Source organism: Defluviimonas sp. D31, assembly GCF_033436765.1.
In the GTDB taxonomy this organism is placed as follows: domain Bacteria; phylum Pseudomonadota; class Alphaproteobacteria; order Rhodobacterales; family Rhodobacteraceae; genus Albidovulum.
In genome coordinates, this window is record NZ_JAWQFN010000008.1 from 92481 (window position 1) to 114967 (window position 22487).

Annotated in this window: 30 protein-coding genes; 21 read left to right on the forward strand and 9 right to left on the reverse strand. The window is 67.4% G+C overall.

Annotation, left to right across the window (positions count from 1 at the left end; genetic code table 11):
* Positions 1-3: 3 nt before the first annotated feature.
* The 4 genes from R5H32_RS14760 to R5H32_RS14775 all read right to left on the reverse strand — a co-directional run bounded on the left by R5H32_RS14760 (position 4) and on the right by R5H32_RS14775 (position 2048).
* Positions 4-579, reverse strand: a complete 576-nt coding sequence (locus R5H32_RS14760; RefSeq protein WP_318339452.1) for a F0F1 ATP synthase subunit B' — start codon at positions 577-579, stop codon at positions 4-6.
* Between the two features lie 80 nt (positions 580-659).
* On the reverse strand, positions 660-896 hold the full coding sequence (locus R5H32_RS14765) for a F0F1 ATP synthase subunit C (protein ID WP_263334738.1): 237 nt from the start codon (positions 894-896) through the stop codon (positions 660-662).
* A 49-nt stretch (positions 897-945) separates the two neighbouring features.
* Positions 946-1716 (reverse strand): F0F1 ATP synthase subunit A, encoded by a 771-nt coding sequence (locus R5H32_RS14770; protein WP_318339453.1) that lies wholly within the window; start codon positions 1714-1716, stop codon positions 946-948.
* Between the two features lie 2 nt (positions 1717-1718).
* Entirely contained in the window at positions 1719-2048 is a 330-nt protein-coding gene (locus R5H32_RS14775) for an AtpZ/AtpI family protein (protein ID WP_318339454.1), read from the reverse strand.
* A gap of 258 nt (positions 2049-2306) precedes the next feature.
* Here R5H32_RS14775 and R5H32_RS14780 point away from each other — a divergent pair, with 258 nt between their 5' ends.
* Positions 2307-2642 (forward strand): metalloregulator ArsR/SmtB family transcription factor, encoded by a 336-nt coding sequence (locus R5H32_RS14780; protein ID WP_318339455.1) that lies wholly within the window; start codon positions 2307-2309, stop codon positions 2640-2642.
* A gap of 189 nt (positions 2643-2831) precedes the next feature.
* Here R5H32_RS14780 and R5H32_RS14785 read toward each other — a convergent pair whose 3' ends face one another.
* Positions 2832-3743 (reverse strand): DMT family transporter, encoded by a 912-nt coding sequence (locus R5H32_RS14785; protein WP_318339456.1) that lies wholly within the window; start codon positions 3741-3743, stop codon positions 2832-2834.
* A 4-nt stretch (positions 3744-3747) separates the two neighbouring features.
* Complete coding sequence (locus R5H32_RS14790) at positions 3748-4635, reverse strand: LysR family transcriptional regulator (RefSeq protein ID WP_318339457.1); 888 nt, start codon at positions 4633-4635, stop codon at positions 3748-3750.
* 102 nt (positions 4636-4737) lie between these two features.
* On the opposite strand from R5H32_RS14790, the gene R5H32_RS14795 reads away from it, so the two are divergent.
* From R5H32_RS14795 to trmD, 11 genes are all read left to right on the forward strand, one after another.
* The gene (locus R5H32_RS14795) at positions 4738-5328 is read left to right on the forward strand and encodes an FMN-dependent NADH-azoreductase (protein ID WP_318339458.1); all 591 of its coding nucleotides are present in this window, start codon (positions 4738-4740) and stop codon (positions 5326-5328) included.
* 347 nt (positions 5329-5675) lie between these two features.
* A complete protein-coding gene (gene ffh, locus R5H32_RS14800) occupies positions 5676-7184 on the forward strand; it encodes a signal recognition particle protein (protein ID WP_318339459.1) in 1509 nt (502 codons plus the stop codon).
* Positions 7181-7726 carry a GNAT family N-acetyltransferase gene (locus R5H32_RS14805; protein ID WP_318339460.1) on the forward strand — a complete coding sequence of 182 codons (546 nt, stop codon included), beginning with the start codon at positions 7181-7183 and terminating at the stop codon, positions 7724-7726. Before ffh ends, R5H32_RS14805 begins: the two co-directional genes overlap by 4 nt.
* Complete coding sequence (locus R5H32_RS14810; RefSeq protein ID WP_318339461.1) at positions 7723-8232, forward strand: GNAT family N-acetyltransferase; 510 nt, start codon at positions 7723-7725, stop codon at positions 8230-8232. Before R5H32_RS14805 ends, R5H32_RS14810 begins: the two co-directional genes overlap by 4 nt.
* Positions 8229-8765 carry a GNAT family N-acetyltransferase gene (locus tag R5H32_RS14815; RefSeq protein ID WP_318339462.1) on the forward strand — a complete coding sequence of 179 codons (537 nt, stop codon included), beginning with the start codon at positions 8229-8231 and terminating at the stop codon, positions 8763-8765. Before R5H32_RS14810 ends, R5H32_RS14815 begins: the two co-directional genes overlap by 4 nt.
* The gene (locus R5H32_RS14820) at positions 8762-9292 is read left to right on the forward strand and encodes a GNAT family N-acetyltransferase (RefSeq protein ID WP_318339463.1); all 531 of its coding nucleotides are present in this window, start codon (positions 8762-8764) and stop codon (positions 9290-9292) included. The genes R5H32_RS14815 and R5H32_RS14820 overlap by 4 nt, the downstream gene beginning before the upstream one ends.
* A gap of 147 nt (positions 9293-9439) precedes the next feature.
* A complete protein-coding gene (locus R5H32_RS14825; protein ID WP_318339464.1) occupies positions 9440-9736 on the forward strand; it encodes a chorismate mutase in 297 nt (98 codons plus the stop codon).
* Between the two features lie 54 nt (positions 9737-9790).
* Complete coding sequence (gene rpsP / locus R5H32_RS14830; protein WP_263334765.1) at positions 9791-10147, forward strand: 30S ribosomal protein S16; 357 nt, start codon at positions 9791-9793, stop codon at positions 10145-10147.
* Between the two features lie 11 nt (positions 10148-10158).
* Entirely contained in the window at positions 10159-10311 is a 153-nt protein-coding gene (locus R5H32_RS14835) for a hypothetical protein (RefSeq protein ID WP_318339465.1), read from the forward strand.
* Positions 10301-10807 carry a ribosome maturation factor RimM gene (gene rimM / locus R5H32_RS14840; protein ID WP_318339466.1) on the forward strand — a complete coding sequence of 169 codons (507 nt, stop codon included), beginning with the start codon at positions 10301-10303 and terminating at the stop codon, positions 10805-10807. The genes R5H32_RS14835 and rimM overlap by 11 nt, the downstream gene beginning before the upstream one ends.
* Positions 10808-10875: 68 nt before the next feature.
* Positions 10876-11616, forward strand: coding sequence for a tRNA (guanosine(37)-N1)-methyltransferase TrmD (gene trmD, locus R5H32_RS14845; RefSeq protein ID WP_318339467.1), 741 nt, complete (start codon positions 10876-10878; stop codon positions 11614-11616).
* Positions 11617-11694: 78 nt separating this feature from the next.
* Here the strand turns inward: trmD and R5H32_RS14850 are convergent, their stop codons facing one another.
* Positions 11695-12153, reverse strand: coding sequence for a c-type cytochrome (locus tag R5H32_RS14850; protein WP_318339468.1), 459 nt, complete (start codon positions 12151-12153; stop codon positions 11695-11697).
* 595 nt (positions 12154-12748) lie between these two features.
* Between R5H32_RS14850 and rplS the strand changes: the two genes are divergently transcribed.
* Positions 12749-13132, forward strand: a complete 384-nt coding sequence (gene rplS, locus R5H32_RS14855) for a 50S ribosomal protein L19 (RefSeq protein ID WP_318339469.1) — start codon at positions 12749-12751, stop codon at positions 13130-13132.
* 11 nt (positions 13133-13143) lie between these two features.
* A complete protein-coding gene (rpmE, locus tag R5H32_RS14860; RefSeq protein WP_318339470.1) occupies positions 13144-13365 on the forward strand; it encodes a 50S ribosomal protein L31 in 222 nt (73 codons plus the stop codon).
* A 77-nt stretch (positions 13366-13442) separates the two neighbouring features.
* Here the strand turns inward: rpmE and R5H32_RS14865 are convergent, their stop codons facing one another.
* On the reverse strand, positions 13443-13964 hold the full coding sequence (locus R5H32_RS14865; protein WP_318339471.1) for a hypothetical protein: 522 nt from the start codon (positions 13962-13964) through the stop codon (positions 13443-13445).
* A gap of 251 nt (positions 13965-14215) precedes the next feature.
* Between R5H32_RS14865 and R5H32_RS14870 the strand changes: the two genes are divergently transcribed.
* Positions 14216-15025 carry a division plane positioning ATPase MipZ gene (locus R5H32_RS14870; RefSeq protein WP_318339472.1) on the forward strand — a complete coding sequence of 270 codons (810 nt, stop codon included), beginning with the start codon at positions 14216-14218 and terminating at the stop codon, positions 15023-15025.
* A gap of 7 nt (positions 15026-15032) precedes the next feature.
* Here the strand turns inward: R5H32_RS14870 and R5H32_RS14875 are convergent, their stop codons facing one another.
* Positions 15033-15209, reverse strand: a complete 177-nt coding sequence (locus R5H32_RS14875; RefSeq protein ID WP_318339473.1) for a hypothetical protein — start codon at positions 15207-15209, stop codon at positions 15033-15035.
* A gap of 656 nt (positions 15210-15865) precedes the next feature.
* Here R5H32_RS14875 and R5H32_RS14880 point away from each other — a divergent pair.
* From R5H32_RS14880 to R5H32_RS14905, 6 genes are all read left to right on the forward strand, one after another.
* Complete coding sequence (locus R5H32_RS14880; RefSeq protein WP_318339474.1) at positions 15866-16246, forward strand: hypothetical protein; 381 nt, start codon at positions 15866-15868, stop codon at positions 16244-16246.
* Between the two features lie 13 nt (positions 16247-16259).
* Positions 16260-18290, forward strand: a complete 2031-nt coding sequence (locus tag R5H32_RS14885; protein WP_318339475.1) for a dynamin family protein — start codon at positions 16260-16262, stop codon at positions 18288-18290.
* A 13-nt stretch (positions 18291-18303) separates the two neighbouring features.
* Entirely contained in the window at positions 18304-19839 is a 1536-nt protein-coding gene (locus tag R5H32_RS14890; protein ID WP_318339476.1) for a dynamin family protein, read from the forward strand.
* Between the two features lie 88 nt (positions 19840-19927).
* On the forward strand, positions 19928-20299 hold the full coding sequence (locus tag R5H32_RS14895) for a hypothetical protein (RefSeq protein WP_318339477.1): 372 nt from the start codon (positions 19928-19930) through the stop codon (positions 20297-20299).
* A gap of 33 nt (positions 20300-20332) precedes the next feature.
* The gene (locus R5H32_RS14900; protein ID WP_318339478.1) at positions 20333-21100 is read left to right on the forward strand and encodes a hypothetical protein; all 768 of its coding nucleotides are present in this window, start codon (positions 20333-20335) and stop codon (positions 21098-21100) included.
* Between the two features lie 16 nt (positions 21101-21116).
* A complete protein-coding gene (locus tag R5H32_RS14905; protein ID WP_318339479.1) occupies positions 21117-22433 on the forward strand; it encodes a hypothetical protein in 1317 nt (438 codons plus the stop codon).
* The last annotated feature ends 54 nt before the right edge of the window (positions 22434-22487 follow it).

Here is a 22487-nt window from a genome sequence, read left to right on the forward strand (position 1 = left end):
TCCCTACCCTTTCAGCCGCGCATCGACCGCTGCGGTCACCGCCTTGGCATCGGCCTTGCCGCCGAACGCCGCGACGATCTCCGCCGCCGTCGCCTTGGCGACCTCGGCGACGTTCTCGACCGCATGGGCGCGGATCTCCTCGATCCGCTTGGCCGATTCCGCGGCCTTCGCGGCGATCTCGGCATCCGCCTTCACGGTCGCGGCGTCGAGATCCTCCTGGATCGCGGCCCGCGCCTCGGCGATGATCTTGTTCGCCTCGGCCCGCGCATCGACCAGCGCCTGGTTGTAGGCCTTCTCGGCCTCCTCGGCCTTGAGCTTCAGCTCCTCGGCCGCGGCGATATCGTTGGTGATCGTGCCCTGACGGTCGGCCAGGATGCCACCGATCCTCGGCAGCGCGATGCGCGAGAGGATGTAATAGATGATGATCAGCGCGACGACGAGCCAGAAGATCTGGTTCGGGAACGTCGCGAAGTCGAGTTGCGGCATGCCCGCGGATTCGGCCGCGTGGCCTGCCGCTTCGGCCGCGTGGCCGGCAGCTTCGGTTGCCGTCTCGGCGACCTCATGCGTGGTGTTTGCCATCTCGGCCCCCTCGAAACCCGGAATTACAACCCGGATGGGCGCGTGCGCGCCCACCCGGCCGTAAGGATGGTTCTAAAGGCTCAGACGGCGAACATCAGCAGGAGCGCGACGAGGAACGAGAAGATCCCGAGCGCTTCGGCGAAGGCGATGCCGATGAAGAGGGTCGCGGTCTGGCCGGCGGCGGCCGACGGGTTGCGCAGCGCACCGGCGAGGAAGTTGCCGGCAACGTTGCCCACCCCCATCGCGGCTCCGCCCATGCCCATGCAGGCCAGGCCAGCGCCGATATACGCACCCATTTGAACGATAGAGCCTTCCATGTTCGTCACTCCTTACGGTTGGAATTGGCTGAAATTGGTTACCCTGACCTCAGTGGTGCGGATGCAGCGCATCCTTGAGGTAGACGCAGGTCAGGATGGTGAAGACATAGGCCTGGATGAAGGCCACCAGAACCTCGAGCCCGTACATCGCGGTGATCGCGACGATCGACAGCGGCGTCACGGCGACGCCGATGCCCGAGATCAGGATGAGGGGCGCGAAGGCCGCGAAGACCTTGATCACGGCGTGGCCGGCCATCATGTTGCCGGCAAGTCGGATCGAATGGCTCACCGGCCGCACGAAGTAGGAGATCACCTCGATCAGCGCGAGGATCGGGCGCAGCGGCAGGGGCGCCGAGGACACCCAGAAGAGCGACAGGAAGCCCGCGCCGTTCTTGACGAAACCGACGATGGTCACGGTCAGGAACACGGCCATCGCCATCACGGCGGTCACGGCGATGTGGCTCGTCGTGGTGAAGGCCTTGGGCAGGAGCCCGAGAAAGTTCGAGAAGACAATGAAGCAGAACAGCGTGAAGATGTAGGGGAAGAACTTCAGCGCGTCCTTGCCGGCGACGTCCTCGACCATCTTGTGAACAAAGCCGTAGGCGAGCTCGGCGATCGACTGGATCCGGCTCGGGATGATGGCCCGGCCGCGGGTGCCGAACACGAAGAGCGCCGTGATCGCGAGGATCGTGAGCGCCATCCACAGCGTCACGTTGGTGGGCGTCATCATGCCGACCGTCTCGCCGCCGAAGAGCGGCTTGACGATGAACTGATCCATCGGATGGAATGCCAGACCTTCGCTTTGCGCTTCCGTCGCCACGTCTATTCCCCTTCGTCCCGGGCGGATCCCTCCGCCGCGTTTGCGCCCTGGATCTCCCTGGCGGTGCGAAGCATCGTCTTCACCCCGGCCACGAAGCCCAGAAGTATGAACAGCACCAGAAACAGCGGCATGGTCCCGAAGACCGTGTCGAGCCCGTATCCGATGCCGAAACCGATCGCCAATCCGGCCACCAGCTCGATCACCATCCGCCAGCCTTGGCTCGCGGCAGAATAATGCTCGTCCGCACGGGGCTTCGGCGCGCCGGCCTTCTTCGCCTCTGCGAGCCGTTTCTCCAGCGCCTTGATGCGGCCGGGATCGGGTTCGTCGGACATGAGGCGCGCCCCCTCGGACAGTCGCCGGATAGCTAGAGCGCCGGGCCGCCTGAGTCAATGCGGCTGTTCATTCACCGGAAACCTTTTAAAGCTTTGATATATATATGTTATCTGACAGACCGCCCGAGGGCCTGCCTGCGCTTAGCCACCGCGCGGACCGCATTTCGGCCCCGAACGCATATTCAACCGCGCGGTTGAAGATCGGCCAGACCCTCGCGGCGCTTCCGCCCGCCGCGGCATGGCGCTAGTCTCGCGGCCATGAACCTCGACGCCATCTTCGCCGCCCTTGCCGACCCCACCCGCCGGGCGATCCTCGCCATGTTGCTGGAGGACGACATGGCCGTGACCGATGTCGCCGAACCGTTCGAGATGTCGCTCGCGGCGATCTCAAAGCACCTGACGGTGCTCGCCGAGGCCGGGCTCATCAGCCAGGAGAAGCGCGGGCGGGTCAAATGGTGCAAGCTCGAACCCGACGCGATGCGTGCCGCGACCGTCTGGATCCAGGGCTTCGGCCAGTTCGATCCGCTGGATTTCGACGCCTTCGAACGCTTCCTGCAGGTCGAGCTGCCCGGCGACGACCCGTCGACCAGTTGAACGCCCGCAAGCGGGCGCAAGCGTTGCCTCGCACCCGCCGCCAATGCGGCGGGCGCTCGGAAGGCCTCCGGCGGGGGTATTTGGAAAAAGAAGAGCGCGGCGGGCCTTCCTTTCTTCTTTTTCCAAATACCCCCGCCGGAGGCAAAACCGCACGAAGTGCCAGAAGGCATGCGCCCGCCGCGCGGGCGCTCAATCCGGTCGCGCGGCACGGGGCCGCGCGGCGGGTTCCTCCTTGAGGAGCAACACCAGCGCCAGCCCGGTCAGGACGACGCCAGCCGCGACCCGCGCGGGCGGCGCGTCCTGGCCGAGCGCGATCTGCCAGAGGATCACCCAGGAAGGAATGAGGTAGGTGTAGGCCATCACCTTCGACGATGGCAGCCGCAGCGTCGCGAACTGCAGGAGCACGAAGGTCGCCGCACTGGCGAAGACCGCGGTATAGCCGAGCGTGATCCAGACGATTCCCGGCAGCGCCGTCCAGTCGGTGGTGCGAATCGCGCCCCAGCCGTAGAGCGTCAGCAGGATCGCGCCCGCCACCAGCACGCCGAAGCTGAAGACCGTGGCGCTCTCGCCCCGGTTCAGGCGCCGGACCAGCGGCGTATAGAGCGCATGGGCCATGCAGCCGGCGAAATAGACCGCCTCGCCGCGGCCGACCTCGAAGTCGAGAAGCGCGGCCGGATCGGCGCGGAAGATCACCCAGAGTGCCCCCGCCGCGCCGATCGCCAGCGCCGCGGCGATGCGCGGCGTGGTCACCTGGCGCAGAAGCAGCCAGCCGAAGCCCGCCGAAAGCACGGGCGTCAGCGTGAAGACCGCCGCCGCGGAGACCGGGGCCGCGGTCTTCAGCCCCTCGAACATCAGCACGAAATAGGCCCCGAAGCTCGCCCCGAGCAGAAGGTAGCGCCAAGGCGCCGCCAGTGCCGCGCGCGGCACCCCGCCCCGCGCCCGGACGACCGCGCCGATGATCGCGCCCGCCAGCACGAAGCGCAAGGCGGTGAAGGCGGTGGGAGAGACCTCGTTCGCCATCATCGCACCGAGCGGGAACGACCCCGCCACCAGCGCCGAGAACAGAAGCATCGCCAGATGGCCGCGCGTCGCCTGGCTCATCGGCCTAGCACATGCCGCAATCGCGCGCGTCTTCCTTCAGCGCCTTGAGGAAGAGCTGGATCCGGGGCGTGCGGTGCAGATCGACATGGGTGACGAGCCAGAGCGGGCTGTTCCAGTCGTCGCGCTGCGGCAGCGCCTCGACCAGCCCCTCCTCGCGCCGCGCCGCGAGGACCGGCAGGAAGCCAATGGCGGCGCCGGACCGGATCGCCTCGCGCACTGCCTCGGCCTCGTTGGTGCGGAAGGCGATCGCGGCATCGGGCGCCTTCGCGGCGAGCCAGCGGTGGAACGGCGCGCGGCTGTCGGGATCGGCCGGGCCGACGAAGCGGTGACCGGCGAGGTCGGACTCGTCCGCCGGCAAGCCGTGGGCGGCGACATAGCTCTCGGCGGCGTAAAGCCCGGTCCGCTGGGTGCAGAAGGCCTGCACGACGTTGTCGGGCTCCTGCGGCTTGCCGCCGGCGCGGATCGCCACATGCGCCTCGCCGTACTCCAGCCGGAAGAGCCGCGCGTCGCTGATGTAGCGCACCCTCAGGCCGGGAAACTCGGTCTGCAGCCGCAGCAGCGTCGGCGTCACCAGCTCGGCCAGCCCCGGCAGAGAGGTCACCACGAGCTCGCCCGAGATCTCGGTCGCGGCGCCGGTGATGCGGGCGGCGAGATGGGCGAACTGGTCCTCGGTGGTCTGCGCCACCTTCAAGAGCTCCTGCCCGGCCTCGGTCGCGGTATAGCCGCGCGGATGGCGCTGGAAGAGCTTCGCGCCGAGCCGCGCCTCCAGCGCGTCGATATGGCGGATCACCGTGGCGTGGTGGACGCCCAGCACCTCGGCCGCGCCGGAGACGGTGCCGACTCGGGCAACCTGGAAGGCGGTGCGGATCTCATCCCAGTTCTCGAAGGTCATATGTGTGCGCCTATCAACAGAATTGGTGCGATCATGCCGGTTGTGTTCAGAATGGCAATGAACATTTTGGTGACCGGACACCGAAACCGCAAGGACACCGACATGACCCACATTCTCCGCATCGAGACCTCGATCAAGGGCGAGGCCTCCGTCTCCCGCAAGCTCACCGACCGCATCGTCGCGCGGCTCACCAAAAGCGCGCCCGGCGCCGAGGTCACCGTGCGCGACCTCTCCGCCGGCGTGCCGCAGATCGACGCCGACTGGATCGGCGCGGTCTACACCCCGGCCGAGGCGCGCACCCCCGACCAGAGCCGCATCGCCGCCTATTCGGACGCGCTTCTTGACGAGGTGAAGGCCGCCGACGTCCTGGTCATCGCGCTGCCGGTCTACAATTTCGGCCTGCCCGCGCAGCTGAAAAGCTGGATCGACCACCTCGCGCGGAAGGGCGAGACCTTCCGTTACACCGAGAAGGGCCAGGAGGGTCTCCTGACCGGCAAGCGCGCGATCGTGGCGCTTTCTTCCGACGGCACGAAGATGGGCAGCGAGATCGACTTCGCCTCGGGCTACCTGCGCCACATGCTCGGCTTCTTCGGCATCACCGATGTCGAGTTCGTCGCCGCCGACCGCATGGTCTTCGACCCCGAGGCGACGCTGAAGGCCGCCGAGGCCGAGATCGACCGGCTCGCCGCCTGACCCGCCACGGCGGCCCCGCAACCGGCCCCGGACGGGGCCAGGCGCCCCCGTCGAAAGCCACGACCGGCGCGTCAACGAGGACAAGCCCCTTTGCCGGGGCTTGTCCTTGCCGTCATCCTGAGCGGCCCCGGTGACCGCCAGCCGGCCCCGCAGGACACGGCTCGCTTGACTCGCGCGCCCCGCTCGCCTAAATCCCCCCGGATTACGGAAGTCCCGTGCTTCCGGTCCCCGCAGATCAGGGGATCGCCACCAGTCAGCGCGTTGCGCCCACTGGTGCGATTTGCGTTTGGGCGCTTCCTCACTATCTGAGGGGCGGGAAAGTCAACGAGGCCAAGGAGGGCCGCGAGATGTTCGAGAACCTGTCAGAACGCCTTGGCGGCGTCTTCGACCGGCTGACGAAACAGGGCGCCCTCTCGGCCGAGGACGTCAAGGCCGCGCTGCGCGAGGTCCGCGTCGCCCTTCTCGAAGCCGACGTCTCGCTTCCCGTCGCGCGCGACTTCGTCAAGGCGGTGGAGGCCAAGGCCACCGGCCAGGCGGTGACGAAATCGGTCACGCCGGGCCAGCAGGTCGTCAAGATCGTCCACGACGCGCTCATCGACGTCCTGCGCGGCGCCGAGGATCCCGGCGTCCTCAAGATCGACAACCCGCCCGCGCCGATCCTGATGGTGGGCCTCCAGGGCTCGGGCAAGACCACCACCACCGCGAAACTCGCGCGCCGCCTCAAGGAGCGCGAGAAGAAGCGCGTCCTAATGGCCTCGCTCGACACCAATCGCCCGGCGGCGATGGAACAGCTCGCCATCCTCGGCACCCAGATCGGCGTCGACACGCTGCCGATCGTCAAGGGCGAGAGCGCGGTGCAGATCGCCAGGCGCGCCAAGCAGCAGGCGACCCTGGGCGGCTACGACGTCTACATGCTCGACACCGCAGGCCGCCTCCACATCGACGAAGTCCTGATGGACGAGGTCCAGGCCGTCCGCGATGTCGCCAAGCCCCGCGAGACGCTCCTCGTCGTCGACGGCCTCACCGGCCAGGACGCGGTCAATGTCGCGACCGAGTTCGACGCCAAGGTCGGCATCTCCGGCGTCGTCCTCACCCGGATGGACGGCGACGGCCGCGGCGGTGCCGCCCTGTCCATGCGCGCGGTCACCGGCAAGCCGATCCGCTTCGTCGGCCTCGGCGAGAAGATGGACGCGCTCGAGACCTTCGAGGCCGAGCGCATCGCCGGCCGCATCCTCGGCATGGGCGACATCGTGGCGCTGGTCGAGAAGGCCCAGGAAACGCTCGAGGCCGAGCAGGCCGAGCGGATGATGAAAAGGTTCCAGAAGGGCCTTTTCAACATGAACGACCTCAAGTCGCAGCTCGAGCAGATGCTCAAGATGGGCGGCATGCAGGGCATCATGGGGATGATGCCGGGCATGGGCAAGTTGTCCAGGCAGATGGACGAGGCCGGCTTCGACGACACGGTGCTCCGCCGCCAGATCGCGCTGATCAACTCGATGACCAAGAAGGAGCGCGCCAATCCCGACCTCCTGCAGGCCAGCCGCAAGAAGCGGATCGCCGCCGGCGCCGGCCTCGAGGTGAGCGAGGTCAACAAGCTTCTGAAGATGCACCGCCAGATGGCGGACATGATGAAGAAGATGGGCAAGATGGGCAAAGGCGGCATGCTGAAGCAGGCGATGAAGGGCATGATGGGCGGCAAGGGCGCGATGCCCGACATGAACGACCCCAAGGCGATGGAGGAAGCCGCAAAGGCGCTGAAATCCGGCATCGGCATGGGCGGCGGCCTGCCGGGCGGGCTCGGCGGCATGAACCTGCCCGGCGGCCTCTCCGGCCTCGGCTTCGGGAAGAAGAAATGACCCATCGGGTAACGCAGGACGCCGAAGGCCGTCCGGTCCTCTGGACCGAGCGGCTGCGCCTGCGCGTACCCAACGACGGCGATCTTCCCGCCTCGGCCCGGTTCTGGGCGTCCGACCGTTCGCATCTGATGGGTGGGCCGTGGACGTATGAAAAGACGCGTGAAGGTTATCTCGACATACTGGACCAGTGGCAGCGCCACGGCTTCAGCCTTTTCACAGTGACTTTCCACGACAGTGACAAGGGAATCGGCGGCATCGGCCCGTTCTATCCCGAGACCCATCCCGAACCTGAACTCGGCTGGAGCCTCTGGGACGCGGCGAACGAGGGCCGGGGCCTCGCCTTCGAAGCCGCCTCGGCGGCGCGCGACTGGTTCTTCGCGACCAGCGGGTTCCGGACCGCCGTGTCCCACACGGACCCCGACAACGCCGCCTCGCACCGGCTCTGTGAACGGCTCGGCGCGGCCGTCGATCCAGACGCCCGCCATCCTTACGGCGACGAACCGACGTTGACCTGGCGCCATGATGCCGGGAGGGCCGCATGACCCCTCCCACGCTCCAGACCGACCGCCTGATCCTCCGCGCCCCGAAGCTTTCCGACTTCGAGCATTGGGCGGCCTTCTTCGCCTCCCCCCGCTCGATTCCGGAGCGCGGCATGATGAGTCGGGAAGAGGCGTGGAAGAACTGGGCCACCGATGTCGCGCTCTGGCCGCTCAAGGGCTACGGCGCCTTCGGCCTCGACGACCGCGCGACCGGCGCCTATGTCGGCGAGGTCGGCATCTACGAATTCGCGGGCTATCCCGAACCCGAACTGGGATGGTTCGTGATCCCTGAAGCCGAGGGCAGGGGCTATGCCGCCGAGGCCGCCCGCGCCGTGATGCTCTGGGTGCGCCGGACCCTCGGCTGGGACCGGCTGATCAACATCGTCGACCCGGCCAACGACCGGTCCATCGCGCTCGGGCTGAAGCTCGGCGGCGTGATCGACCCGACCATCCCCGGCACCGATCCCGGGGACCTGGTGATCGTCCACGACATCAGGGGGCTGGCATGACACCGGTGCTCGCCAACACCCCGGTGATCGAGACCGAACGGCTCGCCCTGCGCGCGCCGGCGGCCGCCGACTGGCCGGCCTGGCGCGCGTTCCTGGCCTCGCCGCGCTCGGATTTCATCCGCGCCGAGGACTATGACGAGGGCAAGGCCTGGCGCGCCTTCGGCCATGTCATCGGCCACTGGGTGCTGCGCGGCTTCGGCATGTTCGTCTTCACGCTCAGGGGCGCGGACGACGCCCTCGGCATGGCCGGCCCCTGGTATCCCGCGGGCTGGACCGAGCGCGAGATCGGCTGGACCCTCTGGAGCGAGGCCGCCGAGGGCAAGGGCTACGCCCGCGAGGCGGCGACGGCGGCGCGCGACCACGCCTTCTCCGTCCTGGGCTGGACCACGGCGGTGAGCTACATCCACCCCGAGAATGCCCGCTCGATCGCGCTCGCCGACCGGCTCGGCGCCGCGCCCGACCCGGCCGCGGGCCATCCCTTCGACCGCCCGACCCTCGTCTACCGCCACCCCGCTCCGAAGGTGCCGGCATGAGCGCGCTGACCTTCACCATCCCCGAGCTCACGACCGAACGCCTGATCCTGCGCGCGCCGCGGGTCGCCGATTTCGCCGACTATGCCGGGATCCTGATGTCGGACCGCGCCGTGCATATGGGCGGCCCCTACGACCGCCGCGCGGCCTGGCTCGATTTCTTCGCCGAGACGGCAAGCTGGCCGCTCCGCGGCTACGGCCCCTTCGCGATGGAGGACCGCGCGACCGGCGCGTTCGTCGGCATGTCGATCCTGCATTACGAGATCACCGACCCCGAGCCCGAACTCGGCTGGATGGTCACCGAGGAGGCCGAGGGCCGGGGCTTCGCCTTCGAGGCCGCCGTGGCGACCCGCGACTATGTCTTCGACACGCTCGGCTGGGACAGCATCGCCTCCTACATCGCGCCCGGCAACCGCCGCTCGGTCACGCTCGCCGAACGGCTCGGCGCGCGGCTCGACGCGGCGGCCGCGCGGCCCGAAGCCTGCCCCGGCTGCCTCGTCTACCGCCACGACCGGGAGGCCCGCGCATGACGCTGCCGGCTTCTTCATTGGCCAAATACCCCGGGGTCCGGGGCAGCGCCCCGGTCCCGCCCCCGCCGCTCGCGCCGTCGGTACGCCGGCTGTACGCGCGCTGCACGCAAGCGGCACGGAAACCCGTCCCCAGTCCCGGAGGCCCGAATGAGTGACCCGACGACCCGCGCCGCGAACCTCCTGAAGGGCCACCGCGACTCGATCGACCGTCTCGACGCGATCCTCGTCTACACGCTGGCCGAGCGCTTCAAGCACACCCAGGCGGTGGGCCGGCTCAAGGCCGAGCACGACCTGCCGCCCTCGGACCCGATGCGCGAGGCAAGCCAGATCGAGCGGTTGCAGCGGATGGCGCTCGACGCCGACCTCGACCCCGAATTCGCCAAGAAATTCCTGAGCTTCATCATCTCGGAAGTCATCAGGCATCACGAGCAGCTACAGAAATAACCAAGGAATGACAGGCACTTCGCCTGCGTCACAGCCAGATATAGGAGAACTGACATGGCTATGAAGATCCGCCTCGCCCGTGGGGGCTCCAAGAAGCGCCCGCACTACTCGATCGTCGCCTCGGACAGCCGCATGCCGCGCGACGGCCGCTTCCTCGAAAAGCTCGGCACCTACAACCCGCTCCTGCCGAAGGACAGCGAGGAGCGCGTGAAGATGAACATGGAGCGCGTCCAGTACTGGCTCTCCCAGGGCGCCCAGCCGACCGACCGCATCGCCCGCATGCTCGAAGCCGCCGGCGTCCGCGAGAAAGCCACCCGCGCCAACATGAAGAAAGCCGAACCGGGCGCCAAGGCGAAGAAGCGCGCCGAGGAAAAGGCCAAGAAGGCCGCCCCGGCCGAAGCCTCCGAGTGAGGCCCTGAACCATGATGGTCGGCTTTTTCCTGCGCCGGTTCGTCACCTTCGCGCTCTGCGGGGGCGCGTTCTGGCTCGGGATGAAGACCGACCGGCTCATGGTCCCGCAACCGGCCGCCGCCATGGTGGCGGCCGAGTGCCCGGAGGCGGCGAATGGCAACTGACCGGATCTGCGTCGGCGCCATTTCCGGGGCCTTCGGCGTCAAGGGCGAGGTGCGGCTGAAAAGCTTCTGCGCCCAGCCCGAGGCGATCGCCGCCTACGCCCCTCTTTACACCGAGGACGGCTCGCGCAGCTTCACCGTGAAGATCACGCGGGAGGTCCCGGGCGGCCTCGGCGCGCGGCTCTCGGGTGTCACGACCAAGGAGCAGGCCGACGCGCTGCGCGGCGTGTCGCTGTTTGCCGATCGGTCGAAACTGCCGAACCTGCCCGACGACGAATTCTACCACACCGACCTGATCGGGCTCGAAGTACTCGATACCGGCGGCCAGCGGCTCGGCACGGTCCGGGCCGTCTTCAACCACGGCGCGGGCGACATCCTCGAAATCTTCGCGCCGGGCCGCAAGACGGCGCTGCTCTTGCCCTTCACCAAGGCCGTGGTGCCGACCGTGGACCTTACCGCCGGCCGGATCATCGCCGACCCGCCGGAGGAAACCGAGTGACTGAGGCGGAAAAGCCCAAGTCTCACGGACGCTTGCGGGTGTCCGTCTCGGCCCGGCCGCGCGACCTGATGGAAGAACCGCTACGCCTGAAGGGCGCCTGGACGGCCCGGATCATCACCCTTTTCCCCGAGGCCTTTCCCGGCACGCTCGGCCTTTCGCTCACCGGCAAGGCCCTGCAGGACGGGCTCTGGGGGCTCGAGACCATCGACCTGCGCCCGTTCGGCATCGGCAAGCACCGCAATGTCGACGACACGCCGGCGGGCGGCGGCGCCGGCATGGTACTCCGCGCCGACGTGGTGGGCCGCGCCTTCGACGAGGCCTCGATCGGCACCCCGCCGGACCGCGCCCGCTGGCCGGTCATATACCTGTCCCCGCGCGGAAAGCCCTTCGATCAGGCTATGGCGCGCCGGCTTGCCTCGGCCGAGGGCGTGACGATGCTTTGCGGCCGGTTCGAAGGCGTCGACCAGCGCGTCCTCGACCATTACGCCGTCGAGGAGGTCTCGCTCGGAGACTTCGTCCTGACCGGCGGCGAGATCGCCGCGCAGGCGATGATCGACGCGGTGGTGCGGCTCCTGCCGGGCGTGCTCGGCAACGCCGCCTCGACCGAGGAGGAAAGCCATTCGCACGGGCTCCTGGAGCATCCGCAATACACGAAACCCGCGGCCTGGGAGGGACGCGAGATTCCACCCGTCCTCATGTCCGGCCATCACGGCGAGATCGCGAAATGGCGGCGGGCCGAGGCGGAACGGCTGACGAAGGAGCGTCGGCCGGACCTCTGGAAGGACCGAAATGATGGGCCGAACAAATGACGTGCCGGAGATTTGCCGCGCAGTACGGCCCGGCCCTCGGATCTCGTCCGCCGTGTTGTCGGCCTGACGTGGCGGCCGTCACTGCGCCTGGATTGACTCCAGGAATTTGACCAGAGCGGTCACCCGCCCGAGTGCAAGCGCCTGCGCATCGACGTCATGGGGAACGGACTGCGACCGTTCAGCCGCGGTTTGAAAATACCGATCTCCCCAGATCGGCATGTCGCGATCCCCGTGCGGATTGATCATGTTCCGCCCGTCGATGATCTCCTGAATTGTCCCGGTCGGGAATTGCCCGCTGTAGCGAGAGGCAATTTGCGTAAGATCGGGTGGTTTCTTTTCGAGAACTGCGGCCACTGGTCCGTCCCCGTGCGCTTCAGCACCGTGGCATGACGCGCAATGCGCCATGTATTCCGACTGGCCCAATTGGATCTGCGCGGCTTCGTCGAATGCCAGGGCCTCTCCGCTCCAAGCAGCAATCGCGATGCTCACCCCCGCCGCAATCGGCAATGCACGGTCGATGACTCTGAGAAGATGCATTTTTTTCCTCCTTTGCCACATGTCGTTGAACGAAGGCCAATCGGCCGAGGCTCACAGCCAAGCCGGAGCCGCCTCAAAGCCATTGGTCGCGGCACTTGGGCGTACCGCCGTGAACGTGTAGTCAGGATTCCAACCACAATGATCCATTCCTGATGCGACGCACTGATACGGATCAGTCGGCACGGGTGTTTCCGTGCGGCCGTGTCGGGTTTGCGTATGTGCCGCCGTCTGCAGCCCCCCGCGATCCGCAGGAACACGAACCGCGTACAGCGGCTCAAGCCTGCTTGATCGCACGCGGCGAGGTGACCGCCGCGGATGATCAACTGCGCAGCTTCGCCCGACAAAATTCGCTTGATCGCAAGGCCCGCCCCCCCTATACCCCGCCCGTCCGGGGCTCTCGCGAGTCGTCCGGGCCTGTTGTCTATTGGCCACGGCCCTTCGCTTTCTTCGGCAAGGTGCGGCCCCACGGCGGCAGCAACAAGGAACGACGACCTGATCTCTGGCGGGCGCTGATGCGGACCCGGAAGAAGACCGAGAGCTCTGAGGCGCGCACATCTTCGCGGAGAGAACCGCGAGCATTGGAAAGGATCACGCGATGAACCTGATCGCGCAAATCGAAGCCGAGCAGATCGCCGCGCTCGGCAAGTCCATCCCGGACTTCAAGGCGGGCGACACGGTCCGTGTCGGCTACAAGGTGACCGAAGGCACCCGCACCCGCGTGCAGGCCTATGAAGGCGTCTGCATCTCCCGCAAGGGCGGCGCGGGCATCTCTGCCTCGTTCACCGTCCGCAAGATTTCCTTCGGCGAAGGCGTCGAGCGCGTCTTCCCGCTCTACTCGACCAACATCGACTCGATCGAGGTCGTGCGTCGTGGCCGCGTGCGCCGCGCCAAGCTCTACTACCTGCGCGACCGTCGCGGCAAATCCGCCCGGATCGCCGAAGTCACCAATTACAAGCCCAAAGACGCGGCTCAGGCCTGAGGAGCGGGACCATGAGAAAAGACATTCACCCCGACTACCACATGATCGACGTCAAGATGACGGACGGCACGGTCTTCAAGGTCCGCTCGACCTGGGGCAAGGAAGGCGACCAGATGTCGCTCGACATCGATCCCTCGGTGCACCCGGCCTGGACCGGCGGCTCGGCCAAGCTGATGGACACCGGCGGCCGCGTGTCGAAGTTCAAGAACAAGTACGCCGGCCTCGGCTTCTGAGCCACCCGCATAGAAACGCAAAGCGCCGCCCCCTCGGGCGGCGCTTTCGTTTTGGCTCGGCCCGGCGGAAGCCGCGCTCAAAGTGCCTCGGCGCAGTTCGCCCCCTTCGCGACCGCCTCGGCCGCCCCGAGCAGGCTGAAGACGGCGATCGGCGTGCCCGCGCCGTCACGAATCGCGAGATCGGGCTGACCCTCGGCGACATCCCCGGATACCGCGGCCAGCGCCGCTTCGAGATCGGAAAACGCGGTGCCGGATTCATCCGTGAAGAGGATGGCAACGCCGTCGATCCGCGCGGCCAGGCTCACCGGCGCGGCGGCGGCTCCGACCGCGATTTCCACGTTGCCCGCTCCGTCCTCCCAGCGTCCGGGAACCTCGGTCCAATCCATGGAGTCGATGGTCGCGAAGGCCCGGTCTGGCAGGTGGACCAATGTGAGCTTCGCCCCGGAACCATCCACGGCCGACGTGGTCACGAGGCAGCTGTCGTCGCGCCCCATCACTGTCCAAGCCGAATGGTTCTCGATGAAGGCGGCAGCCGAAAGCGTGGCCGGTGCGGCGGTCAGCGCCACGGCCGCGACGCCGGCGCATTGCAGTAATCTCAAGGTCAGGTCTCCCGTTCGCCCCCGCGCGGCAAAAGCATCAGAACGGCGGAAATCGCAACCATGAAGTGTGTCCCCGCAAGCCATGGATGTTTTTTCAGGCTTCGCGGCACCCCCGCGCCACTTCGCATGGCAATCGCGCCACGGAAGTGGCACGAACACATGGGTGGCAGCTTCCTCCGCGTAAAAACACCACCTATAGTGGCGCCAACAAGGGCAGCAGCGATGCCCACCGGTGCAACGAGGGCAGATCAGTGGCGCATATCATCGTCGTGGGCAACGAGAAGGGTGGGTCCGGGAAATCGACCACCTGCATGCATGTCGCCACGGCGCTTTCGCGAATGGGACACCGGGTCGGCGCCCTCGACCTCGACCTGCGCCAGAGAAGCTTCGGCCGCTATATCGAGAACCGGATCGCCTTCTGCCGCAAGCTGGGGATCGATCTGCCGACCCCCGATTACCGCGAGCTGCCCGAGATCGACCAGGCCAGCCTCGGCGCCGGAGAGAACGTCTACGACCGGCGCCTGTCGGCCGCCGTAGCCGGGCTCGAACGGGATACGGATTTCATCGTGATCGACTGCCCCGGCTCTCACACGCGGCTGAGCCAGGTGGCGCATTCGCTTGCCGACACGTTGATCACGCCGCTCAACGACAGCTTCATCGACTTCGACCTCTTGGCGCGCGTCGATCCCGATACAAGCCGGGTCATCGGACCGTCGATCTATTCGGAGATGGTCTGGAACGCGCGCCAGCTCCGGGCGCGGGCGGGGCTAAAGCCGATCGACTGGATCGTGCTGAGAAACCGGCTCGGCGCGCAGCAGATGCACAACAAGCGCAAGGTCGGTGCGGCGCTCGAGCAGCTGTCGAAGCGGATCGGATTCCGCGTCGCGCCCGGCTTTACCGAGCGGGTCATCTTCCGCGAGCTGTTTCCGCGAGGATTGACGCTTCTGGATTTGCGCGATGTCGGCGTCGAGGGGCTGAACATCTCCAACGTCGCCGCCCGGCAGGAGGTGCGAGACTTGGCGCGCGAACTCAACCTGCCCGGCGTCGAGGTCGACTTCTGAGCGCCACTCAGGCGGCGCGGCGCACGCCACCAGCGCGGCGGCAGAACAGGTTCGGAAGCGCGATCTGATTGACTGGTGCCTTGGTGTTCTCGCTGCCCATGGTGATCAGACGCAGTTCGAACGCGTCAGGCTCGACGGCCTTACGACGCGTGATACGTTGCAGGATGGCCGCCATGATTTTCATTTTTGTGGTCCTTCGCCTCTGCTTGCCCCTCACTTCCGACCCTGCCGGCGATCCATGTCCGAATAGCGGCGCGGGAGCGATCATTCGGAGGATTTACAATGAATACAGCTCCCCCGCGATGCCCGGGCGCGCACAATCCGACGGGGCGAGTCGCTTTGTTCCCGCAGCGGACTCAAGCCGGACCAGCAGCCCGGCCTCGGCGGGCGCAATTGTGGCGACGGAGGCGCCACCCGACTCGGCACGACCTCGGCCGGCGCATACGCCCGACGCCATAAAAAAAGGGCAGGCGCGCCCGGCAAGGACCCGCAGACGGCAGCGAAACGCCCCGAAATCGGTAAAGCCCCGGCGTAATTGAACCACCATTTTGCCACAAAAATTTACTAGCGTTCCTCGGTGCCTTGCGAGTTTCGTCCCTGTGCAGCGCGGCGGCGGACTTGCTATCGCCCATCGGANGGTAAAGCCCCGGCGTAATTGAACCACCATTTTGCCACAAAAATTTACTAGCGTTCCTCGGTGCCTTGCGAGTTTCGTCCCTGTGCAGCGCGGCGGCGGACTTGCTATCGCCCATCGGAGCAAAGAGACCAATGACGGCTCAACGCATGACAGTTCCCGGTCTGCCCGGTAGCGCCCCTTACGGTGCCGGCTCTGGCGATCTCATGCCGCGCCTACGGGCGCTGGAGCTCATGCCGCGCCTACGGGCGCTGGAGGCGGTCGCTCCCGGCATCGGCTTCGGTGTGCTGCTCACCGATTACGAGGGTGCCACGGACTTTCTGGCGAACAGGGCGCTGCCGCCGCTGGCGCAGGGCGATCAGCCGCCGCCCGGCTGCCAGCGCATCGCCGAACTCAGGAACGGCGTCTCCTACGAACACATGCTGGTGTTCGTCAGCACGTCTGAACGGCACCTCACCCGCGACGACGTCAGCAGGCTGATGGTCGCCGCCCTCGACATCCTGTCATGCCTCGACCGGACCGCCGGTCAGGTCCTCTCGTCGCTCGAGCATCTGCGCGAGGGGCATAACGATCACAACCGTAACTAAGGAGCCCTCGAAGATGCTTGAGAATGCACCCTTCCTGACCTCCGCCAACGCGACGCTCGCCGGGCTCACGTCTGAGTTCTCCGAACTCGCCGACACGCTCGACCGGCTTGGAGCGGCCGCAGACGCGCGCACCGCGTCGCGCGCGGCGGGGCTGAAATCGCGCCTTCAGGCCTTTTCGCCGCGGATCACGCTCGTCGGTCAGGTCAAGGCCGGCAAATCGGCGCTGACCAACGTGCTCGCCGCGTCGCCCGGCCTCCTGCCCTCCGACGTCAATCCCTGGACATCGGTCGTCACCATGCTGGCGATCAACACGCGGGCGCCGGCGGACCCGACGGGCCCCGCCAACACCAAGGCGCGCTTCACCTTCTTCAACCGCGACGAATGGGACAACCTCGTCGTGAACGGCGGCAGGCTCGGCGAACTTGCCGAACGGGCCGGCGCCGAAGAGGAAATGATGGAGATCCAGCGCCAGATCGACACGATGCGGAAAACGACCGAGGCGCGGCTCGGCAAGCATTTCGAGCTGCTGCTCGGGCAGAACCATTCCTACGGCTATGTCGATCACGAACTGGTTGAGCGTTACGTCTGCCTTGGCGACGGCCCGGACCTTTCCGATGCCGGTGCCGCGACCGGGCGGTTCGCCGACATCACCAAGTCGGCCGAGTTCTACCTCGACGTGCCGGAATACGATTTCTCCATGACCCTGTGCGACACGCCCGGCGTCAACGACACCTTCCTGATCCGCGAGCAGATCACGCTGCGCAGCCTGCGCAACTCCGAGCTTTGCGTCGTAGTGCTCTCGGCCCATCAGGCGCTGACCACGGTCGATCTCGCGCTTATGCGGATCATCTCGAACCTCGAGAACCGCCAGATCATCCTGTTCGTCAACCGCATCGACGAACTGAACGATCCGATGGCGCAGATCCCCGAGATCCGCGCCGGCATCGAACAGACGCTGAAGAAGTTCAACATCGGCCCCGACGTCGCGGTGATCTTCGGCAGCGCAAGGTGGGCCGAGGCGTCGCTGACCGCCTCGATGCGCCTGCTCAGCCCGGACAGCCAGCACGCGCTCACGGCCTATTCCGCGAACCTGCCCGAGCGCAAGAGCGAGAGCGGCTGGGAAACGATGTGGAACCTCTCCGGCGTACCCGACCTTCTTGAGGCGATCGGGGAGCGGATCCGCGAAGGCGCCGGAAAGCGCCAGCTCGAACGAACGAAACGCAGCGCCCGCAACCTCGCCAACGAGGCCCGTGCCAAGGCCGTCGCCGCGCGCCAGCCGTCCCGCGTCGTCAATATCAAGCTTGGCGAGGGCGGCGCGGCCGCCGCGATGCGCGAGCTTTCCGCCCGCTTCGAGGCGGACGCGGCGTCGCTGTGCCAGCGCCTCCGCGATGATCTTGTGCAGCGCATGCAGACCGCCGAAGCGAGTTTCGTGAAACGCGCGACGGATTCGCTCGTCACCTATCTTGAGCAGCATGGCGAGCAGGGCACCTGGAACTACGACCCGACCGGGCTCCGGGTCTTGCACCGCACGGCCTACGCCAGTTTCTCTCGCGCGCTTGCCGCGAAGGTCGGCACGCTCTACGGCGAGGCCGCTTCGCATGTGCAGGGACTCTATCTCGCGGTGCTCGGCGACGAACTGGCCGACTTCAGCGTCGAGCCGCCGCATCCGCCGCGGGTGCCCGCTCCGGTCGGGCTCGGCCGGACCATCGCGCTCGACCTGCAGAGCACCTGGTGGCGGCGCTGGTGGCAGAAGCGGCGCGGCGCGAGCGCCTATGCCAAGGACTACGCCCAGCTGATCAGCGCCGAGGTCCACGCGATTTCCAAGGAGATCGAGGACAGCCAGGTCGCCGCGGTCCTAGAGAACACCCGCGCGACGCTGCGCGACTTCCTGCGCGAGCATGAGGAGACGATCAGCCGCATAACCAACGCCGACGCCTCCACCGACGAGACGGCGGAAGACCCGTTGGCCGGTTTCCGCACCGGCGGCGACGCGAATACGACCTTCAGCGAGATCCTCAAGGGTCTTGAAGAGATGGCAGCCTGAGCAGGACCGAAAGATGACCGACAGCAAGAACGAAGAGCGGCGCGAGGTGACGGCAGAGTGGATGACCCGGCTGGAAAGCTGGGCAGGCCGCAAGCCGTGCATCGCGCTGATGGGGGAGTTCAGCGCCGGCAAGACGACGCTTGTGAACTTCCTTCTCGGCGAGGACGTGCTGCCGACGCGGGTCACCGCCACCCAGTTGCCGCCGGTCTGGATGAGCTACGGCGAACCCTCGGCACATTACGTCGACACCGAGGGCCAGCACCACGACCTCCCGATCAGCGACCTCCACAACGTCCCGGTCGAAGGCGTGCGCTACATCCGCCTGTTCTGCCGCGGCCGGATTCTCGAGACGATCGACCTGATCGACACGCCCGGCATCTCCGACCCCTCGATTCCGCGCCACATCTGGGAAATCGCGGTCGGTTATGTCAACGCGATCCTGTGGTGCACCCATTCCACCCAGGCCTGGCGAGAGACCGAACGCAGCGCCTTCGAATCCCTTCCCGAAAGGTTGCGCGCGGGCAGCGTTCTTCTGTCGACTCGCTCGGACAAGCTGACCCCGCCGGAGCGCGAGCGCGTGGCCGGGCGCCTGCGCCGTGAGACGGCGGGCCTGTTCCGCCAAGTCGTCATGTTCTCGGCGACCGATGCGATCAAGGCGAGCGCCGAGGACGAGGACAGCGACCTCTGGACCGAGAGCGGCGCGCAGGATCTGCTCGACGCGCTGCAAGAGATCGCCGACGACATCGCGGACCACCGCAAGGACATGCTGTCGCGCTACAACGTGGTCGAGACATCCGCCTCGAAACGCCCGGCGCCGCTCACGCTCGTGTCGACCGGCGAGGAGGGCAGCGAGGCCGGCTCGTCCCGGCTACATGTCCTGCCGAACCGCGTCGGCCGTACCGTACGGCCGGTGCGCGTCGAGGCCCAGAACCGCTCCCGCATGAGCCGGGCAGAGGCCGACTCTCTGCGCACGCAGATGCTGGTCAGCGACACGACCAACGATGCCACGACGGAGCCGGCGGAGCCCGGAGCGATGCCGCTCGTTCTCAAGGCCCCGATCAGGTCCGTCGAAGCGGACGCGTCCGACGAAGGTATCGACCCCGCAGAAACGGCGCTGACCGCCCTGGCCGGTCACCATGACACCGCTGGCGAAACCGCCGATGCTCCCGATGGGGGTGACGCTTTCGAAGACGAGATGTCCGAGGACGCGGTCGACCTAAGCTCGATCGATACCACACCCACGGAAGCCGATGAGGGGGCCGGATCTCCGGCGGAGACCTCAGAGGGCAGCGAGGAGGTGGCGGAGAAACCGGGCGAGGACGATCACGCGCCGGAACACGACGCGGACGAGCGGCCCGGCTCGGTCGAGCTCTGGCGCGAACTCGTCGCCCGCTCGCCACAGATCGAAACCGTGCCCGACGTGCTGGTGCTCATCGAGGAATTTCTCCGCGCCGACGATGCCCGCCGCAGGCGCGAGGCGGCCTCGGAGAAGAGTGCGGCGCAGGGCGGTGCCGGCGGACAGCCGCTCCGCCTGCCGCGGCGCGCTTGATGACACGCGCGGCCGGATTCGCCGCGATCCCTGCCGGCCTGTCCCGTACCGGGACGGGCCGCTCGTTCTTTTTCAAGGAGGCCGGGCCATGTCGTTCCGCGCAGTGATCGAAGCCGGGCTGGATTCGGCGCCGGACTGTATCGCGCTTTCCTATATCGACATGCGGGCGCGGCTGGTGCTCAACTCTGCGAGCCGCACGCCGCTACCGCAGGAGATGCTCGACCGGGTCGCGAACGTCGCCGCCCGGCTGTTCCTCGCCCCGGCCTTCGGCGCGACGGGGAACGCCTCCGAAATGGCAGAACAGGCCACGATCCTCGGCAGCCGCCATATCTATCTTTTCCAGCGCATGCAGACCCTGCCCGACCACGCCTTTTGCCTGCTTTGCCGGCGCGGGGCCGATGCGGTGGGGCTTCGCAGGCACGCGTTGTCCTTGCGCGGAAGGCTCGCCCATGCTCTTTGAGCATGAAGGCGATTGACCGAGGGTCCGACCGTAATGACGCTCAGCACCGAGATCGTGACGCTACTGGCCGGGATCGAGCGGACCGCCGCCCCGCGCGCCCGGCCCGAGCGCGACCTCCCCGGGACCAGCGCCGAGTCACGTCTCGAGGCGATGCTTGGCACCGTCGAGGGCACCGTCCTGCCACGTCGGCTCAGCTTCAACTCGGAGGGCGGAGTCCGGCTCGAACTGACAGCGCGCAGCGGCCGGCTGTTCGCGCCCGGCGGCGAGAGCGGCCTTGCTGGCGTCGCGCGGGCGCTGGTGGCTCACGCGCGGCGTGAGGGGCGGCTTTCGGTCAGCAGCACCCCGACCAGTGACGACGGCGAGGAGGGGGAAGTCAGCTTCCCGCTGGCCGAGCTTCGCGCAGCCTGCAGCCATGCGGCCGCCATGCCCGAGGTGGAAGCGGAACCCGATACGCCGTCCGGCGACGGCACTTTCTACGGGCTGATCGCGAAAGCCTGCCCCGTACGGGCCGAATTCTCGGAGAACGGGACGAGGTTGCGCGATACCGGCGACGCCTCGCTGCCCGATGCGGTGGGCGCCACCGCGCTGCTGGCGGAACTCGCCGCGCTCGAAACCGAAATGGCCGCTTTGGGAGACGCCCCGGCGTTGGTCATGCTCGGCGACGGGCGCGAAGGCGACCTGATCCTTTGCGGCGACGAAACCGGCGCGGTCCTCGGCCGCCTCGGGGGGGCGGGGTGGTCAGAACTGGTGCGCTTATGGGATGCTGTCTTGCCTCCCGAACCGGCGGTAAAGGATGAGTAACGGTGAGAATGGGGCAATGACCAATTTTTCCGACGTAGCCCATGTGCGTGCGTTCCTCGGCCGCCTCCTCGCGGCGATGGATGCCGACACGGGCACCGAGCCCCCGATCGACCCTTCCGCGCGCGAGCAGGTGGTGGGCTGGCTCGCGCGGCTCGATCACCCGGTCCGGATCACCCTCATCGGACCTGCCGGTGCCGGCAAGTCGAGCCTTCTCAACCTCCTCGTCTGCGAGAAGATCCTGCCGACCGGGCTTGGCGGCGTAGCCCTACCGGCCGTGTCGCTGCGCCATGCGGATGTTTACGAGACGGCGGCCGGCTGGTGGGACCGCCCCGAGGAACGTCTGGGTGGGATCGCCCTGGACAAGGCCCTGGCGCTGGCGCCGGACATCCTTTCGATCGGCCTCGACAGCGAACTGCTCGAGGATCTCAACTTCATCGAGCTTTCGGACTTTGACGATCCCGCGGCACGGGCGAACGGGTTCTTCGTCCTGAACCGGCTGACCGACATGGTGATCTGGTGCAGCCGGGCGGGGTCTGACTGGACGGCGCGCGACCAGGAGCTTTGGTCCCAGGTGCCGACCGCGCTGCGCCGGCGCAGCCTTTGCGTGCTCACACATGCCGACACGCTGCCCCCGCAGGAGCGGGCTGCGTGTTTCGCCGGCACCGGCGCACCGTTCGATCACGGCTTTGCCGCCGTCCTGCCGATCGCGACGCCGGAAGGATGGCAAGCGCTTCAAAGCGCTGAAGCCGGTGCCGAACAGCGCTGGTCCAGAAGCGGCGCGGACGCGCTGTTGCAGGCTATCGTCGAGATGGCCGGCTCGATCTTCGACAGCGATCTCACGAAGATCGTGCAGGAGATCGAGCGGCTGCCTGATACCTTCCTGACCCTCGGCGGCGAACCGGCACCCGCGCGCCCGCCAGCCGGCGAAGGGACGCCCGCACCCGCGACCGAGGTGGCACCGACCGCGAATCACTCGGAGGCGCCGAACGATGGGCTCTTCGCCCGCTGGATGCAGGAAGTGGCCGCGCTTCACGCGCGCGCGCTGTCCGGCGACTTCGCGGCTGACAGCGACTTCGCCGAGGCCTGCTGCACGCTGGTCGGGGAGTTTCTCGATGACCCGGAGGCACTTGGTGAACCGGCGTTCGCCGGGCACTGGCTCGTCGACGAGTTCGAGAAGGCGCGAGACCTGCTTGTGCTGATGCAATACGAGGCGGATTCGCCCGCCGGAAGCGCCGCGGCACGGCTGCTCGTGCAGCTGACCGACGACCTTGCCTGGGGCGCGTCGGACGCCACAGGCATCGCGGTTAAGGAAAAGCACCGCAGGCGCGCCTGATCCCGGTGCATCCTCGCGCCCCGGGCCCGCGCTCACTCAGACAATCGGAAAGAA